The organism is Streptomyces sp. HNM0575 (assembly GCF_012726265.1).
GTDB lineage: Bacteria > Actinomycetota > Actinomycetes > Streptomycetales > Streptomycetaceae > Streptomyces.
Genome location: NZ_JAASAG010000001.1, coordinates 896,359 through 914,000 on the forward strand (window position 1 = coordinate 896,359; position 17,642 = coordinate 914,000).

The 17,642-nt window shown below is 66.6% G+C and carries 12 protein-coding genes; 7 read left to right on the forward strand and 5 right to left on the reverse strand.

The window, feature by feature from the left end; genetic code table 11:
• Positions 1–1,839, reverse strand: coding sequence for a regulator (locus HCC61_RS03675; protein ID WP_240968366.1), 1,839 nt, complete (start codon positions 1,837–1,839; stop codon positions 1–3).
• A gap of 233 nt (positions 1,840–2,072) precedes the next feature.
• On the opposite strand from HCC61_RS03675, the gene lipB reads away from it, so the two are divergent.
• From lipB to HCC61_RS03695, 4 genes are all read left to right on the forward strand, one after another.
• Entirely contained in the window at positions 2,073–2,867 is a 795-nt protein-coding gene (lipB, locus tag HCC61_RS03680; RefSeq protein WP_169133715.1) for a lipoyl(octanoyl) transferase LipB, read from the forward strand.
• Between the two features lie 156 nt (positions 2,868–3,023).
• Positions 3,024–3,962, forward strand: coding sequence for a lipoyl synthase (gene lipA, locus HCC61_RS03685; RefSeq protein ID WP_169133716.1), 939 nt, complete (start codon positions 3,024–3,026; stop codon positions 3,960–3,962).
• Between the two features lie 229 nt (positions 3,963–4,191).
• Positions 4,192–4,377: a hypothetical protein gene (locus tag HCC61_RS03690; RefSeq protein WP_346777018.1), complete on the forward strand. Its 186-nt coding sequence runs from the start codon at positions 4,192–4,194 to the stop codon at positions 4,375–4,377.
• Between the two features lie 10 nt (positions 4,378–4,387).
• A complete protein-coding gene (locus tag HCC61_RS03695) occupies positions 4,388–5,083 on the forward strand; it encodes a DUF4191 domain-containing protein (RefSeq protein ID WP_169133718.1) in 696 nt (231 codons plus the stop codon).
• 168 nt (positions 5,084–5,251) lie between these two features.
• Here the strand turns inward: HCC61_RS03695 and HCC61_RS03700 are convergent, their stop codons facing one another.
• Entirely contained in the window at positions 5,252–5,722 is a 471-nt protein-coding gene (locus tag HCC61_RS03700; protein ID WP_169133719.1) for an RDD family protein, read from the reverse strand.
• Positions 5,723–5,920: 198 nt separating this feature from the next.
• Between HCC61_RS03700 and glnA the strand changes: the two genes are divergently transcribed.
• Both glnA and HCC61_RS03710 read left to right on the forward strand, forming a co-directional pair.
• The gene (gene glnA, locus HCC61_RS03705; protein ID WP_169133720.1) at positions 5,921–7,336 is read left to right on the forward strand and encodes a type I glutamate--ammonia ligase; all 1,416 of its coding nucleotides are present in this window, start codon (positions 5,921–5,923) and stop codon (positions 7,334–7,336) included.
• Positions 7,337–7,893: 557 nt separating this feature from the next.
• Positions 7,894–8,703 (forward strand): hypothetical protein, encoded by an 810-nt coding sequence (locus HCC61_RS03710; protein ID WP_169133721.1) that lies wholly within the window; start codon positions 7,894–7,896, stop codon positions 8,701–8,703.
• A 21-nt stretch (positions 8,704–8,724) separates the two neighbouring features.
• Here HCC61_RS03710 and HCC61_RS03715 read toward each other — a convergent pair whose 3' ends face one another.
• Both HCC61_RS03715 and HCC61_RS03720 read right to left on the reverse strand, forming a co-directional pair.
• Complete coding sequence (locus HCC61_RS03715) at positions 8,725–8,988, reverse strand: hypothetical protein (protein ID WP_169133138.1); 264 nt, start codon at positions 8,986–8,988, stop codon at positions 8,725–8,727.
• Between the two features lie 1,167 nt (positions 8,989–10,155).
• On the reverse strand, positions 10,156–13,197 hold the full coding sequence (locus HCC61_RS03720; protein ID WP_169133722.1) for a tetratricopeptide repeat protein: 3,042 nt from the start codon (positions 13,195–13,197) through the stop codon (positions 10,156–10,158).
• 267 nt (positions 13,198–13,464) lie between these two features.
• Between HCC61_RS03720 and HCC61_RS03725 the strand changes: the two genes are divergently transcribed.
• On the forward strand, positions 13,465–15,849 hold the full coding sequence (locus HCC61_RS03725) for a tetratricopeptide repeat protein (RefSeq protein WP_206321957.1): 2,385 nt from the start codon (positions 13,465–13,467) through the stop codon (positions 15,847–15,849).
• Between the two features lie 497 nt (positions 15,850–16,346).
• On the opposite strand, the gene HCC61_RS03730 is transcribed toward HCC61_RS03725, so the two are convergent.
• Positions 16,347–17,525, reverse strand: coding sequence for a hypothetical protein (locus HCC61_RS03730; RefSeq protein ID WP_206321958.1), 1,179 nt, complete (start codon positions 17,523–17,525; stop codon positions 16,347–16,349).
• Between the last annotated feature and the right edge of the window lie 117 nt (positions 17,526–17,642).

Genomic DNA, 17,642 nt, shown 5'->3' on the forward strand with positions numbered 1-17,642 from the left:
CTAGTTCAGCGCCGCCACCCGCTCCCGATAGCCCCGTACCGGCGCCGCGTCGCGGTACGGCTCCAGGCGCCGCTCGAAGTCCCGTACATACTCGTGCGCCCGCACCGACCGCATCTCCGCCGCCTGCTGCGCCGCCTCCGCGGCCAGCTGGCACGCCTGCTCGACCTCGCCCAGCCCGAGCCGCGCCGTCGCCAGCACCACGCGGCAGAAGAGGCGGCTGCGGGCGAAACCCGTGCCGCGCAGCTGGAGCGAGCGCTCGGCGTGCTGCGCCGCCGCTCGGTACTGCTGGAGGTCCCGGTGGCAGTGCCCGCTCTCGTCCGCCAGCTGCGCCTCGTCGAAGAAGCGGGCCCAAGGCGGCACGTCCTCACCGGACTTGGCCGCCTCCAGCGCCCTCTCGGCACGCGCGAGCGACGACGTGCACGCCCGCACCTCGCCGAGCACGCCGTGCCCGCGGGCCTCGGCCGCGTGCAGCAGCGCCTGCACCAGCGGCGGCGCCGCCGTGCCCACGCCCTGCTGCGCCACGCGCGCCAGCTGCACCGCCTCCCGGCCGTGCCCCAGATACACCGCCTGCCTGCTCATCGTCACCAGCACATAGCTGCCGTAGCCGCGGTCGCCCGCCGCCTGCGCCAGCCGCAGCGCCTGCACGAAGTAGCGCTGGGCCAGGCCGTGCGCCGCGATGTCGTACGACGTCCAGCCCGCGAGCCGCGTCAGGTCCGCGGCGGCGGCGAACAGGCGCCGCCCGAGCTGCTCGCCGTACACCCCGCGCAGCATCGGCTCCGCCTCGTGCTCCAGATAACGGACGAGGGCCTGGCGGGCGTGGCCGCCGCCGTACGCGTGGTCGAGGGCGCGGAAGAGCTCGCCGACGGAGCGCAGCGCGTTGACGTCCCCGGCGGTGACGCGCTGGCCGGGGCCGCGCTCCGTGCGGTCGGGCCGGTCCGGCCGGTCCGTGCGCAACGCGCCGGGAACGCCCCCCGCGGCGGTCCGCGGCAGTCCGCCCGCGGCGGCACCCGCTCCCGCGCCGGTACGGGAGGCCACCGAGGGGACCGGCAGCGGTCCGCCCCGCATCTGTGAGGGCACGCGCGCGCCGCCGGGGCCCTGGCCCCGTGCGGCACCGCCCACGGCACCCGGTCTGCCGGGCCTGCCGTGGAGACCGCGGGCGTCCGGTCCGGCGCCCGCCGGGCCACCTCCCGCGCCCGGCACGGGCTCGGAGTCGACGCCACGCGCCACCCGCTCGTCGGGCCGGCCGATCAGCCAGTCACGGCTCGGCACGACCAGCCCGGCCGGGGTGAAGGCGATCTTCCGCAGCTCGGCGTGGCTGCCGGAGTCCTTGCGCCACAGGCCGCTGACGATGTCCACCGCCTCCGACGGCGTCGCCGCGAACTCCAGCCCCGCATACACCGGGGCGCACGCGTCGAGCCCCAGGTCCTGGGCGCTCAGCCGGCGGCCGAGCCGGCGCGTGAAGACCTCCGCGATCAGTGCGGGGGTCGTGCCACGCGGCTGCTGGCCGCGCAGCCAGCGCGTCACGGACGTCTTGTCGTAACGCAGGTCGAGGCCGTGCTCCAGGCCCAACTGGTCGACGCGCCGGGCCAGTCCGGCGTTGGAGAAGCCCGCCTCGGCGATGAGCGAGGCGAGCTGGCGGTTGGGGACGCGCTGCGCGGACTGGGCCGCCGACTGCCCCGACGGCTGTGACGCGGCGGAGTGCGACCCCGGCGGCTGGGACGGGCCCGGCCGGGCCGCCGAGGACGGTGACGACGGCGAGGCGGAGGGGGAGGACGCGGCGGAGCGGCCGGCGGAAGGTGAGGACTGGGCGAGGGAGTCCCCGGAACGTTCGGTGGTCATCAGCTTTACGGGCTCCTGAGCTGCGGCTTGCGGCAGGCGTCGTTGGCACCCTGCGGAATGGCGCGAATTTAGCCCTGCCGCCGGTGCGGCTCGCCTGCATCGCTGTCCTTTTCATCCATACGTGTGAGGAGCTGCCCGGCTGCCGGAAAGCGCCGCCGCGGCCGTAGAGTTTTCTGCGGGCCCGCCGTCGGCGCGGCCCGCCCGGCACAGTCCGGCGGAACTTTGGAGGAGCCGTGAGCGAGCTGCGCTTTGTCCGTCTGGGATTCGGCGCCGAAGCCGTGGACTACGAAGAGGCATGGCAGGAGCAGCGCCGCGTGCACGCCGCCCGCTTCGCCGACGAGATCGCCGACACCTGCCTGCTCCTGGAGCACACCCCGGTCTTCACGGCGGGCCGCCGCACCGAGCCCAGCGAGCGCCCCGTCGACGGCACTCCCGTCGTCGACGTCGACCGCGGAGGGAAGATCACCTGGCACGGTCCGGGCCAGCTGGTGGGCTATCCCATCCTGAAGCTGCCCCGCCCGGTCGACGTGATCGCGCACGTACGGCGCCTCGAAGAGGCCATGATCCGCACCTGCGCCGACTTCGGTCTGGAGGCCACCCGTATCGAGGGCCGCAGCGGCGCATGGGTCCTCGGCGACGCCGCCGAGCGGCCCCGCGCTGATCTCGGCGGTCTCTCCCTGGACTTCGACGCCCGCCGGGGCGACGACGAGGACGACGACTACGACCCGCGCCTGAAGGGTCCCGAGTACGCGCCGTCCAACGCGGGCCAGCGCGGCGAGGACCGCAAGCTCGGCGCGATCGGCGTACGGGTCGCGAAGGGCGTGACCATGCACGGCTTCGCGCTCAACTGCGACCCCGACAACACCTGGTTCGACCGCATCGTGCCGTGCGGCATCCGCGACGCGGGCGTGACGTCGCTCTCGGGTGAACTCGGCCGCGACGTGCCCGTGGCCGACGTGCTGCCCGTGATGGAGAAGCATCTGCGCGAGGTGCTGGAGTCGTCGGAGCCGCTGCCCCGCGCCGTATGAGCCCTGCCCCGCGCCGTGTAGTTCCCAGCCGCGACGCTCCTACTGCCGCCGCGGGCGCGGCCTGCGTCTGCGAGGCCACCGGCGGGTGGGAGGCACGCGAGCGGTGGGCGTACCCTGAAGTTCGCCGAGGAATCGAAAGCACGTAGGGAGCCGGACGTGTCCGCTGTCGCACCCGACGGTCGCAAGTTGCTCCGCCTTGAAGTACGCAACAGCCAGACCCCGATCGAGCGCAAGCCCGAGTGGATCAAGACCCGGGCCAAGATGGGCCCCGAATACAACGCGCTTCAGGACCTGGTCAAGCGCGAGGGCCTGCACACGGTGTGCCAGGAGGCCGGCTGCCCCAACATCTTCGAATGCTGGGAGGACCGCGAGGCCACCTTCCTCATCGGCGGCGAACAGTGCACCCGCCGCTGCGACTTCTGCCAGATCGACACCGGCAGGCCCGCCGAGCTGGATCGCGACGAGCCGCGCCGCGTCGCCGAGTCCGTCGAGCAGATGCAGCTGCGTTACGCCACGATCACCGGCGTCGCCCGCGACGACCTGGACGACGGCGGCGCCTGGCTCTACGCCGAAACCGTGCGCCAGATCCACGAGTTGATGCCCGGCACCGGCGTCGAGCTGCTGATCCCCGACTTCAACGCCGTACCGGAGCAGCTGGCCGAGGTCTTCTCCTCGCGCCCCGAGGTGCTCGCGCACAACGTCGAGACGGTGCCCCGCATCTTCAAGCGCATCCGTCCCGCCTTCCGCTACGAGCGCTCCCTCGAGGTGCTCACCCGCGCCCGCGAGGACGGACTGGTCACCAAGTCCAACCTCATCCTCGGCATGGGCGAGACCCGCGAGGAGGTCAGTGAGGCGCTGCGCGACCTGTACGGCGCCGGCTGCGAACTCATCACCATCACCCAGTACTTGAGGCCCTCGGCCCGTCATCACCCCGTGGAGCGCTGGGTGAAGCCGCAGGAGTTCGTCGAACTCCAGCAGGAGGCCGAGGAGATCGGCTTCGCGGGCGTCATGTCCGGTCCGCTGGTGCGCTCTTCGTACCGTGCGGGCCGTCTGTACAAGCAGGCGATCGAGGCCCGCGACGCCCGGGCCGCGTGACCGGGGCCACTTCGCGGCGGAGCGGCGGCGTGATCTCCGCCGCATCGGTTCTCCAGGCTTTGACGCGCTGGTCATCCGCTGGTAACACCTGACGGTGACGATGGCTGCACATACCGTCCACGGCCATCGCTCATGACCCGGCGCCGATGTGGCGCCCATGACGTGGCGGCCGCTCACGGCGTACGGATCACGACGCTCAGGACGGCCACGTGACCTCACGAAGAGGGGAATCGACTTGCGGACCACACTGCGCGCGCTGGAGAACTTCGAGGGCCTGCTGATGCGCAGGGGCCACATGACCGCACGCCGTAACGCCTGGACAGCGGTGCTGGAGGACCGCCGGAGGGCGGTGGCGCGCACCGAGGCCCAGCGGGTACTGGAGGCCGCGGCCGAGCGAAGGCCGGCCGCCACGTAAACTTCCCCGCATGGCGAGGAAGGCAGACTCCGAGAGCAACCCTGGGCGGCTCAAGCAGATCGCTCTGACGTACAAGATGACCCGGCGTGCCGACCGGAAGATCGGCCTGGTCCTGGCCGGTGTGGGGCTTGTCACCTTCGGTGTACTCCTCGCCGTCGGCTTCGCGATCGGACACCCGGTCTATGTGGGCGTCCTGGGCGTGATGCTGGCCCTGCTCGCGATGGCGATCATCTTCGGCCGTCGCGCCGAGCGTGCCGCCTTCGGTCAGATGGAAGGGCAGCCCGGCGCCGCCGCGGCCGTGCTGGAGAACATCGGCAAGGGCTGGACGGTCACACCGGCCGTCGCCATGAACCGCAGTCAGGACGTCGTGCACCGGGCGGTGGGCCGGGCCGGCATCGTCCTCGTCGGCGAGGGCAATCCGAACCGGCTGCGTTCGCTGCTGTCCTCGGAGAAGAAGCGCATGGCCCGAGTCGTCTCGGACATCCCCGTGCACGACTTCATCGTGGGCGACGACGAGGGCCAGGTGGAGCTGAAGAAGCTCCGCACCAAGCTGCTGAAGCTGCCGCGCGTGCTCACCGGTCCGCAGACGACGCAGGCCAACGACAGGCTGCGCGCGATGGGCGACCTGATGAGCAACATGCCGATCCCCAAGGGGCCGATGCCGAAGGGCATGCGGATGCCGCGAGGCGGTCAGAACGGCCGCTGAGCGCGGCATACGCGCAGCGGCCTACGTGCAGGGTCCGGCACATACACGTACGGGTACGGGCCGGAAGCGATGCTCCGCTTCCGGCCCGTACCCGCTTCTCGTTCTTGCCGGTGGCCGGTCCGCTCTTGCCGGTTGCCGGTTGCCGGGGTGGGGTGGCCGGTCCGCGCCTTACATCCGTACCTGGACGGTCCCGGAGAGGCGGTCGTGCAGGCCGCGTCCGTCGCGGTCCCAGATCAGCGCCGGAATCGCCAGCCCCAGCAGGACCGTACGCACCGCCACCCGCCACAGCGCCGGGCGCCCCAGACCCTCCAGGGCCACGACCCGGAGCCGCAGCAGCCGTTTCCCGGGGGTGCTTCCGATGGTGCCGACCGTCAGCAGGCTCATCACGAGGAACACCGCCAGCGCCCAGTTGTCCGTACTGCGCAGATCACCCGACGCGAAGAGTCCGTACGCGATGAGCACGGAGAGCGCCCAGTCGGTGAACAGCGCGCCCAGCCGCCGTCCGACCGGCGCGATGGAACGGGGTCCGTCGGCGGGCAGCCCCAGCCGCTCGCCGCGGTGGCCGAAATCCGCCCCCATGTCCTCGGCCGCGGCGCGGGGGCCCGAAAGCCATGAGCCGATGGCATCCCTGTTGTCCACCAGGCCACCGTATCGCGCCGTTGGAAACGACCTTGTTCGCAGGTCACCGGCGATCAGGAGCACACTGGTTAACATCAGCGAAACAGCCGGGTCACGCTTGAGAAATCGCGCCTGCCTATCGTCGGCCACACCGCGCGCCACCGCACTGGCCTGCGTACCAGCAATTCCCGTCCCCCCGCGGCGGGAGTAGGAGGATGGATGTTCCAGAACGCCGCCGAGGCCAAGAAATACATCGCGGACCACGACGTGAAGTTCATCGACGTCCGGTTCTGCGACCTGCCGGGCATCATGCAGCACTTCACGGTGCCGGCGGAATCCTTCGACCCGGACGAGAACCTGATGTTCGACGGTTCCTCGATCCGCGGCTTCCAGGCCATTCACGAGTCGGACATGGCGCTCGTACCCGACCTGAGCACGGCCAGGCTGGACCCCTTCCGCAGCGAGAAGCACCTCAACATCAACTTCTTCATCCACGACCCGATCACGGGCGAGCAGTACAGCCGTGACCCGCGGAACGTGGCGAAGAAGGCCGAGGCCTACCTCGCCTCCTCCGGCATCGCCGACACCGCCTTCTTCGGTCCCGAGGCGGAGTTCTACATCTTCGACGAGGCCCGCTTCGAGACCAAGGCGAACGGCTCGTACTACCACATCGACTCCGAGGCCGGCGCCTGGAACACCGGCGCCATCGAGGACGGCGGCAACCGCGGCTACAAGGTCCGCTACAAGGGCGGCTACTTCCCGGCCCCGCCCGTCGACCACTTCGCCGACCTCCGTGCCGAGATCACCCTCGAACTGAACAAGGCCGGCCTCCAGGTCGAGCGCCAGCACCACGAGGTGGGCACCGCCGGACAGGCCGAGATCAACTACAAGTTCAACACGCTGCTCGCCGCCGCCGACGACCTGATGCTCTTCAAGTACATCGTGAAGAACACGGCTTGGCGCAACGGCAAGACCGCGACGTTCATGCCCAAGCCGATCTTCGGCGACAACGGCTCCGGCATGCACGTACACCAGTCCCTGTGGAACGAGGGCTCCCCGCTCTTCTACGACGAGCAGGGCTACGCCGGCCTCTCGGACACCGCCCGCTACTACATCGGCGGCATCCTCAGGCACGCCCCGTCGCTGCTGGCCTTCACCAACCCGACGGTCAACTCGTACCACCGCCTGGTCCCGGGCTTCGAGGCGCCGGTCAACCTGGTCTACTCGCAGCGCAACCGCTCCGCCGCGATGCGCATCCCGATCACGGGCTCCAACCCGAAGGCGAAGCGCGTCGAGTTCCGCGCGCCGGACCCGTCGTCGAACCCGTACCTGGCCTTCTCCGCCCTGATGATGGCGGGCCTGGACGGCATCAAGAACAAGATCGAGCCGGCCGAGCCGATCGACAAGGACCTCTACGAACTCGCCCCGGAGGAGCACGCGGGAGTCCCGCAGGTCCCCACGTCCCTCCCGGCGGTCCTCGACGCCCTGGAGTCGGACAACGAATACCTCCAGGCGGGCGGCGTCTTCACGGCCGACCTGATCGACACCTGGGTCGAGTACAAGCGCGAGAACGAGATCGCCCCGATGCAACTGCGGCCGCACCCGCACGAGTTCGAGCTGTACTTCGACATCTGACAGGGCCGGTCGGTCTCAACTGACCCTCGCGGCACGGCCATCGGTGGCCCGCGGAAACGCCATTCGGCGTCTTCCGCGGGCCACCGTCTGTTTTCGCCCTCGTGTGCACCGGATGTGCACCGGGCGCGGCCGAAGTAGCTGACGGGTAGTCAGGCACAGCTGTGTCTGTCCGTGTGTCTGACAGGGCAACTGAATCCCTGGACGAAGACGAGATCAGCTCCCGCCCTGACTTCGGCACCGTAAGTCGCCTGAGTCGAAGGCAGCTTGAGCACGGGCAGGAGCTGAGTGTGATCATGTTCGCAGTGTGAAGCGCGGCACCGTGTGCGCTCTCCCGTAGCTGAGCGGACTCCATTACCGTCTCGCCATGACTCTCGGAACTTCCCCGCCTGGCTGCGCTCCCCATCGCCCTCGGCTCCGTCGTGGTCGCAGTCCTCGCGTGGACTCGGTCGAGGAAGTCGGCCAGGGCCTCCGAACGTTCTGTCGCAGCTTCGGAACAACCAAATGCGACTCAGGCCAGCAGATTCGCCCAACAGCAGTCGAGACCCATGGAGCATTGAATGCCACGCCATGACACGTCAAACGCGCCGGTCTTCAGTCTGTACTACATCGCTATCGATACCGAGGCCGGCGTGACGCCGGAGCAATTCGAAGCCTTTGTTCGCAACAAAGGCGTGCACATTCCCTGCTACCCCGGGTGGCGCTGGACGCTGCTGCGCGGCCTGCGCGGCGAACGAGCCGGTCAATACATGATGCTGTTCGAAATCGATGACGCCGGGCAGCGCGACCGTTACCTGGCGGCTGACGGCAATCAAACAGAATTGGCGCGGCAGTTCTGGCGCGATCGTCCCGAGGCCCGGGAGCTTGTCCGCGAATGGAAGAAATACGGCACATTCAGCGAATTGCCCACGATCTATACCGACTACCGCCTGCTGGCGGAAAACAAGAAGAGCACAGTCGCCGATGGGCCCCGTTATCAGGAGCGCGGCCCAGGAGAAGAACCTCTCGCCCGTGTGATCGGCATCCACAATCTCGCGCTGCGCCCCGACGTCCGGGCAGATACCTTCGAAAGCTTCATCGCTGAGAATCATCATCGCATCGAGGACTATCCCGACTGGAAATTCCGCCTGCTGAAAGGCGAGCGCGGAAACCGGCTGGATCAGTATGTAGTGCTGATGGAGATTGCCAGCCTCGCGGCACTCCATGCGTTCTATCCTGATGCGGACATCGCGACTGCTGAGGCTGCTGAATTCGCCAAGGCCTATCGGGACACGAAGCAGATGTACGAGGAATGGAAGCAGCTGGCTTCGTTCTCCGGCTCACCGCAGATCTACACCGATTACCTGTCGGTGGCGGAAAGCCTGAGCTGACGCGAGTGATCTCACCAGCTTTCAGTTGGGCTTGCCGTGTTCGAGATGGGTGAGTACAAGTGCGGCTTTGATGATGTGGCTGGTCTTGCGGGGGCTGGTTGTGACGTGTCGCAGGGCGCGCCAGCGGCCGGTGAGCAGGGCGAGTTGAGAGGCGGCCCAGTACAAGTCGCCCAGAACGTGTTCGCGGGCGGTGACACCGTAGAAGCCTTCTGCGCGAACCTCTTGGCACACGGCTTTGCGGAAGGACTGCCGCGGGGGAAGGCGATCGAGCTGATCTCTCGTCACTCCGCTCACTTTGGCAATCGCGCAGTGATCTTGAATCGACACTGGTCATGCATGTACGGCCGCTGAGGCGGAAGAGGTCGCGGCGTACACCAGGAAGGGCTACGAGGCATGACCCCGTCCGTGGTGGTCCTCGGAGTTTCCGCGTGCGTGGCCCTGGGTGTCATCGTGCGCTGTGGGCCGGACATCGCGGTGCTTCGTCGGCTGGAGCGCCTCCTTGAAGGCTGCGAACAGGAACAACGAGTTGAAGTCTGTCGGATTCTTGCTGTTTCACTGCAGGAGACTGGGAGGACGGTCCACGCGAGGAGCTGCCGCCGAGCGAGCCAGCGACGCGGTGAACCTCCTGCATCCGCGTCGCGGAGAGCACGTCGTGTCGTGTGCACCCGTGTGCACCGACCCATCGAGCGTCCTGCTTCTGTACAGGTCAAAGCTCCTGCCCACCTGTAGTTCGACATCTGAGAGGCAGGCTTACTGAGTTGCCATAGTCGGCGTATGGACAGTCGCCCGTGGGAAACCGACAGCTGTCGGTTTCCCACGGGCGACTGTCTTTCCTGCATTGGGCGAAGAACATGCTTGCAGTGCGCGCTGGTATGTCGTGCCGGAATGTTGTCAGAGAACTTTCCGACGAGCCGTGGTGGCGGGGGCTGGCCGAACGGCACGTGCGTTCACGCTGAGGTGGGCGGCTCTGCTCCGGTACTCATGATGTATGTGATGCATACAAGCGTCACTAGGATGATCTTCTTGGCTATCCGGTACATCGAGAGTTTTCCTCATCTCGTGTTGTGCACGTCGGCCCGGGTGGGAGTGCTCCCACCGGTCGTCTCGGTCCTGAGGCTCGACATCCTGCATGCGAACGTTGCTAACACGCAACTCAGACGGGCATCATGCCAGTTCAACCCTTAGATCAATACATAATGATCACATTTATATTCGCTATAGCAACCACATTTGCACTAGGCACGTGGTCAAGGCATATGCGCGTGTCCGAGAGTCAGGAGCGTCGTCTCATGCGCGTGACTGAGTGGGGTTGTTGGATCGCGTAGGAGCCTCTGACCGCGACTGGCGATGAGGTCAGTTGCGGCACGGTGGGCGCCGGACGCTGCCGGTCGTGAATATGCGCCGGCCAGGGGTCAACTACGAGGTCCTATGCCGTTGATGTGCCCTATGTTGCTAATTGCCACCGCTGTCTTTTCGATGCTTGCTGTGCAACTGGTGAAGTGTTTCTAACGTCTTGGCTTCCTCGGATCGAGAGTTGAACTTCCGACTTCGGGCGAGACTGGCTTCCAAGTGAACGGAGGCTTGGGAGAACCGCCCTGTAGCAGCTTCTGCCTTGCCCAGGGCTCGGAGGGCCTGAGCTTCTTCAAGGACGGCCTGGATTGTTCGGGCGATGGCGAGCGCAGCTGTGTGGTGAGCCAGAGCTTCTTCACTTCTCCCCGTGGCATGGAGGACTTGGCCGATCCCGTTGCGAGCTATGGCTTCGCTGCGGCGGTCCCCGGCGCTGCGCAACGCGGGAAGTGCCGCCTCGTACAGCTTCAGGGCTTCGTCAGGCCTTCCGTGTGCGAGCAGGGTGGCCGCCAAATTCGTCTGGAGAATCGCGTATGGGGCCTTGCTGCCGTGGGCCTGGGAAAGCTTGATCGCTTGTTGGTAGGCGTTGATGGCGCTCCCCAGGTTTCCAACCTCTCTGTAGAGTTCTGCAATGTTGTTGAGGGTGGTGAACTGTCCGCGCCGATCCTGGACATCGCGGAAGCGTGCGAGACCTTCGAGGAAGTACTTGAGCGCGTCCTTTTGTCGCTCGAGGCTGAGGCAGATGGTGCCAAGCATGTTGAAGCTCCGGCCTTGCTGGAGCCGGTCCGTCCTGGCCAGCCGAAGCCGTAGGGCGCGTTGCTGGAAATCGAAAGCTTCGGCGTGCTTGGCCGTGTGCCAGGAGGAGATCGACAGTTGGTGGAGGGCTTCAGCCTCGAGTGCTTCGTCGCCCGCGTCCTGGGCCATTTGCAAGGCGGTCTGGGCACTCTCCACAGCTGTTCCGTAAGAGCCGGCGTTGCCGCAGACAGTACAGAGGTCGATCAGAGCACGACCGAGGGCTTCGTGGTCTCCGCTGTTCCGCCAGTGCGCAACGGCCCCGTGGAGATGGGCAGTTGCCGTGTTGAGATAGCCCTCACTGCCCAGAAATCCCGCGAGAGTGTGGGCCGTCAAGGCAAGTTGCTCCTGTGAGCTGTGGGTTTGGGTGTACTCGAGGGCAGCCAGCAGGTTGGCCCCTTCGGTGATGAACCAACGCTGCGGGTCGTCGTCTTGCCACGTTGAGGGGGCTGGGCCTTCCGGCAGATCGATGCGGAGACGGTGGGGGTAGGCGCGGCGATCCACTTGGTCCGCGGTGTACAAATAGTGATTGAGGAGGTGCCCAAGCACTTTCTGGATATCGATGGTCGGGTCGCTCTCGGCAAGCGTGGCCGCGTACTCGCGCAACAGGTCATGGAGTAAATAGCGATGAGGGGCCGGCTCCATGATCAGATGCCCTGCCAGCAGTTCCTCGAGTACGCGCTCGGTTTCGGCAAGTGGCAGGCCGGTGAGCGCGGCGGCGGTATCGGGTCCGAACTCAGAACCGATGTGCAGGCCGAGGCAACGGAAGGCCTTCTGCTGCGTGGGTGAGAGTGCTTGGTAGGAGACCTCCAGCGACTGCGCCATCGCGCGGTACGGGTCACGGATCTCGGGCAGTCGCCTTCTGGTCCGGCTGAAGCGCTGAACCAAGTCGGAGATGTTCCAGGAAGGCCGGGACAGGAGCCGGCTGGCGGTGATGTCCAACGCGAGCGGCAGATACCCACACAAGCGGACCAGGGTGGCGGCTTCGGCTGAGTTTGCCGTCCGTTCCTCGCCGAGCGTACGGCGGAGAAGTGCGACCGCATCCGCGGGGGTGAGTACGTCCAGCGCGATGTGCTGGACGCCAGGCAGGCCGGCTAACTGGTTACGGCTCGTGATGATGATCAGGGAAGAGGAATCCCCGGGCAGAAGAGGGCGGACCTGCTCGGCGCCGGCTGCGTCGTCCAAGACGGCTACGAAGCTGCGGTCTTGGGCCGCAGCCCGCCACAGCGCTATCAAGCTGTCAAGATCATGAGGCAGTGCCTGTACTGGTGTGCCGAGGTGTCGCAGAAGCTCGCGCAGAGCTTCGGCGGACGTCATTGGGGACTGGTGGAGGGCATGTCCGCGCAGGTTCACGACGAGCCTTCCGCCGGGGAAGCGTTCACGCATTTGGCGAGCGGCATGGGCGGCGAGAGCAGTCTTTCCGCAGCCGGGCATGCCGGTGATGGCAGTCGGACGCACCGCACCGTTCGCGCCGGTCGAAAGTGTGGTGAGCCGTTTCAGCTCGGCTTCGCGGCCCACCCACACCGCCTCGGGAGGGAGGGAGTCGGCAGGCTTGTTCGTACTGCTGTAAGCGAGGGGCGCGGAAGGTACAGGCAGCAGGGCGGTGACCGGTGTGCCGGCCAGGATGCCCCTATGGATGCGGGTGAGCTCATCACTCGGTTCAGTGCCTGACCGCCACAGGTGATGCAGTGTGCGCTGCAACAGGTGGGCTGCTTCTTCGGTGCGCCCGTACCCGTGGAGGGCAAGAGCGAGCTGTCCGGCAAAGGGTTGCTTCAGAGCGTGCCGCTCCGCCAGGGGCTGCAAGGCAGCGACGGCTTCCCCGAAGCGACCCAGTCGCAATGCGATGTCTGCTTGCAGTAAGACGGCTCCAAGGTTCTTCTCGTTCACGATGCTGCGAATCTCAGCGGCCCATGCCCCCGGCAGCCCGGCCAGCGGCTCACCGGCCCATAATCGAGAAGCCTCCTTGAGCGCCTTGAGCGCATCCCGTTCGCTGCCGCTGTCGGCAAGAACGTGGCCCTGATCGAGAAGGGTGAGGTAGCGACGCAGATCCACGGTGTCCGGGTCCGCCTGAAGCTTGTACGTGTGCGTACGGCTGATCACTTCGGGGGCGTGTGGACCCGCGAGCGCGACAAGGGCCTTACGGATTCGGTGAATGTGAACATACAGCGCATCGCGGGCCTTAGCTGGAGGATGCTCGTCCCAGACCCGGTGGACGAGGGTGTCCACCCCGACCGTCCGTCCGGCATCCCACGCCAACGCGGCAAGAGTCAGGCCCGACTTGGGTGATCCGAGCGGGCTGTGTGTCTCCTCGGCCCGCAACGCGACTGTGCCCAGTAGCAGTATGCGGAGCTTCACCAGCGCCCCTCCCGCCGGTACGACTGTCGTCCATCGAGAATGGCATGGCGTGATTTTTATGGCCATGTCAATTTGATACGAGGTCTGAAATTGCCCTCATGGAGATTTGGGGTGGTCGATCTCCACTCCCTCCGGGTAGGGAAGGGCCGGGGGAGCGGCTGTGAGTGAAACCCAGCAGCGTGTGCCCGAACTGATGCGATGGCTGGACACATCCGGGGGAGATGCACTGTGGGGGAAGCAGAGATAGCCGCTGCACTCTTATCGGCCATGATTGCCCACAGGCCGCTGAACACATCACCGGCCGGCAGGGATCTGCACCAACTTGTGTGTGCACGATTCGAACCCGAAGAAGAGTCGGCGCGGCAGTGGGACGAAGCCTGCCGGGCTCCGGACCCCTTGCCGGCGCTGTTGCAACTGTCCGGTTTCTTGGCCCGGTACGCCGCCGCCGATGCAGTGTTCAGGGCAGAGTTGGACGCCTGGCTCCAGCACCACCAGGCAGTACTGCATGAGACGAACAACAGCATCGCTGGATCAGCACACGTGCACGGACCAAGCCTTCAGGCGGGCTCGATTCACGGAGACGTACACGTACACCACGCCGAACTGGCTGCCCTCCGCCAAAAGTTGGTACCTCGTCAACTCAGGCCCGCACCGGCGCACTTCACGAACCGTGCTGCGGAACTTCTCGCACTTGATCGCATCACTGGGTCCCACCAGGAGAACCGACCCGTGTTGGCGGTGATCAGCGGGCCTGGAGGGGTCGGGAAGACCACGCTGGCCCTACGGTGGTTGCACGATGTGGCTGATCGCTATCCGGACGGTCAGCTCTACGTTGACCTGGCGTCAGACCCTGCCGGGGTACCGGAGCCGACGGACTCGGTGCTCGGAGGATTTCTCCGGGCTCTGGGCGTCGAAGGGGGGAAGGTACCCGCCGAAGCTGAGGAGGCGGCAAGCCTCTTCCGCTCGATCACCGCCCGTAGCCGCCTGTCGATTCTGCTGGACAACGCGGTGTCGGCCGCTCAGGTGCGGTCACTGCTGCCTTCTTCGGCGATGAGCACTGTCGTGGTGACCACGAGGTGGCGACTGGGCGGGCTGGCCAGGGACGGTGCCGAGTTCCTGCCCGTCACGCCTTTGCCGAAGCAGGCGGGCAGAGAGCTATTGACCAGCACTGTGGGGAAGCGCCGGACATCTGCGGAAGCGGAGGCGGTCGCCGGATTGGTGCGCCTGTGCGCGGGACTTCCACTCGCGCTGTCCATCGTGGGAGCACGGCTCGTGATGCGTCCGCAGTGGTCCATCGCTCGGGTGGAGCGGGAACTGAAGGACGAACAGAGGCGACTTCAAGGGTTGGCTATGGAAGACGTGTCCATACTCAGTGTGTTCGACTTCTCCTACGACGGCCTGCCGCCGGATGCCGCACGCGCGTACAGGTGGCTCGGTTTGCATCCGGGACCGGACCTCGCCCTCGAAGCCGCCGCAGCGGCACTGGAGTTACCGGAAGACGACGCGATCGCGCTGTTGGAGAGCTTGGTAGACGCCAGCGTTCTGGAGCCCGGAGGGTCCGGCCGGTACCGCTTTCACGACCTCATCCGCCTGCACGCCCGTCAGCGTGCCGAGACGCGCGACGGTGCCACTGCACGGGACGGCGTCATCCAGCGTCTCCTGGAGTACCACCTCGCCCTTGCCACTGAGGTCGACCATGTGGTGACGCCGCTGGAGTGGCAACTCGGTCCTGTCCACAGGGCCGCCGATTCGCGTACCACTTTCCGGACCGGCCGCGAAGCTCTCAAGGTGCTCGAGGGCGAACTGCCGAATTTGATGGCTCTGATGCGCGCCGGCCACGAGCGCCACTTCGACTCTCTGGTTTGGCAACTGGCTGAAGCGATGTGGTCGTTCTTCCTCCACCGCAAGCATTTCCCCGACTGGATGGCCGCCTACAGGCTCGGCATCAAGGCCGCTTCGCGCTGCGCCGATCCCGCTGCCCTCTCGCGCATGCACCACCACCTGGGCTTCGCCTTCCACAACCTGGGCCGCAGGGAGGAAGCGCTTGAGCAGGGGCTCTCTTCTCTCGATTCGGCACGAGAGGCGCGACACGAGCGGGCAGAAACAGAAGCACTGGGACTTGTGGGGATGGCGTACCGCAGCCAGGGCCGCTTCGACGAAGCCGTAGGGGTGTTACGGCAAGCGGTCGCACTCGACCACCGGGCCGAACGCGTACGGGGGGAGGCACTCGGTCGGCGCCGGCTCGGCCAAGCTCTGTTGGCCGCCGGAAGGACTTACGAGGCGATCGACCAGCTCGTCCGGGGCCGGGACTTGGCCGAGTCACTGTCCGACCAAAAGGTCAAGGCGATGACGATGGTCTGGCTCGCTGATGCATACAGGCGTGCAGGCCGTGCCGGTGAAGCGGTCACTATCGCTCGGGCAGCCTGGCCGCTCATAGATGATTCGGGATCCAGCCAGTACCGGGCACAGGTACTGATGGTGTGGGGTGAAGCTGCGGAGGCACTCGGGGAACTGGCCACCGCTCACGGCCTGATCGGCCGGTCACGAGGCTTTTACCGGCAAGCCGGTGCCCCCGACTTGGGGAGGGTGGACCGTGCGCTTGCCAGAATTGAAGCGCAGCAGTCCAGTCCTCCGGGGAGTTCACCGTCATGACCGCGTTGCGGCACCCAGAGCGAGAGGTTCGACGAGCTCGGCGATTTCCCCTCCTACAGCAATCCACGGGTAGGCACATACTCCGCACACTCGTTCCTGCCCTGTTCTGTCATGAGGGACTATGACCTGCTCGGCGTCCCTGGTCCGGAGCACCGTCCCCAACTCGGCCACCGCCACTGCGGCAAGTGAGCAACCTGGGGATGCTGCCAGTTGGGCATGAGCGGCCCTCACCGCACGACCGGCTGACAGTTGCAAGGGAACGATCACCACATCAGCGCTCTGTCGCCAGTTTGCCCTCGCTCTTTCCGCGGCCACCAGGTACCTGTCGGCGGTCACACACGGACACCCGCTCTGCTGCCGTCCCACGCCATCCCAGTAGCACACCTCTACGCCGGCAGCGCGCCTACTGTGCAGGTCACATCGCCCAACCGTCAGCTCTCTGCCTGTACGAGGGTTCATCCGGCCACGCAGGAGCGCATGCCGGCACGGGGACGAACTCATCCGGCCTCCCTGAACGACCGGCTCTTGGGGCCGGTGACAGGTATCGGAAGTGGTGCCGGCTCGTTGGTGAGAGGCCTGCACGGCTCCGGAAGGTCCAGTAACCGATACATCGTTCGCCGGAGGATGTGCGCCGCTCGTCCCGGCTCGGAGGTGATCAGTCCCGCAATGTGCCTCTGCTGGCCCGGGTGATGTCCGTTCACCACCTCTTCCAGCTGCCTGGCCAGCGGCCTGTCCATCCTCAGGCGTGCAGCCTCCTTGCTGACGATGTTCGCAAGACTGCCCGGACGTAGGAAGCCTTCGAGATTCGCGGACGCCAGCACCACTGGAGAGCCGATCGCTGCACCGTAGCTGGTGACCGATCCGTGATCGCCGACGACCACGTCGGCAGATGCCAGTCCAGCTCTCCAGCCCTCCTCCGGCGGCAGCAGAAGAAGGCCTGCACGCAGGGAGTCGGCCAGCCATGCCCGAACTTGCCACGCCCCGTGCACACCCCAGACGTTGGGGTGCAGCACTGCCGCCACGCGGTATCGGTCACGCGGCAACTCGCCCATCAGCCGGTCCAGCAGATCCGGGTGCGTTCCCAGAGCCGATTCCGGCTGCCACGTGGACGTCACCAACGCCAGTTTCTGGCTCGGAAGCAGCCCCAATGCCCGTCGATAGGCGTGCCGCCACGGCATGCTGGTGACCAACCGGTCGAAGGAGACGTCACCCGCGACGACCGCCACCGGTAGCGCATCGGGGCACGATTCGCGAAGCAGCGTCAGCTCGTCCTTGTGCGCGAGCGGCAACGAGGCCGGCAACAAGCGCCCACGGTGCATCAGCGAACCGCGGTCCAGCCCATGTGTCGGGCATGCCTCGGGACCGGCGGTCCGGGCACGCAGCCTGGACGGCATCGCACCCGCCCCATGAGGCAGGAGCATCACCTTTCCGTGCAGTTGCTCGACCGCCGTCTCGCTGGCAGCGAGTATGAGGTCGAACTCACATTGCACAGCCTGCTGCCAAGGCAAGAGCAACCCACCCTGACCTCGCACGAATTCTTCAGCGCCATGGCACATCGCACCATTCGGTGCGGGTGCCACCGTGAACATCACCACGACACGGTGATCGGACTCCAGTAGTGCGAGAACGTCCATAAGGCGAATCCCGGCCACCATGAACGGCACGACTACAAGCACGGTGCGACATCCCTGGCGCAGTACCCGGTTGTGTGCGCCCAAACCGACTGGTCCGTTCAGCCATGAAACCCCTGCCATCACTGAACACCCCTCGGATCGGGGGCGGACTTGTCGGGC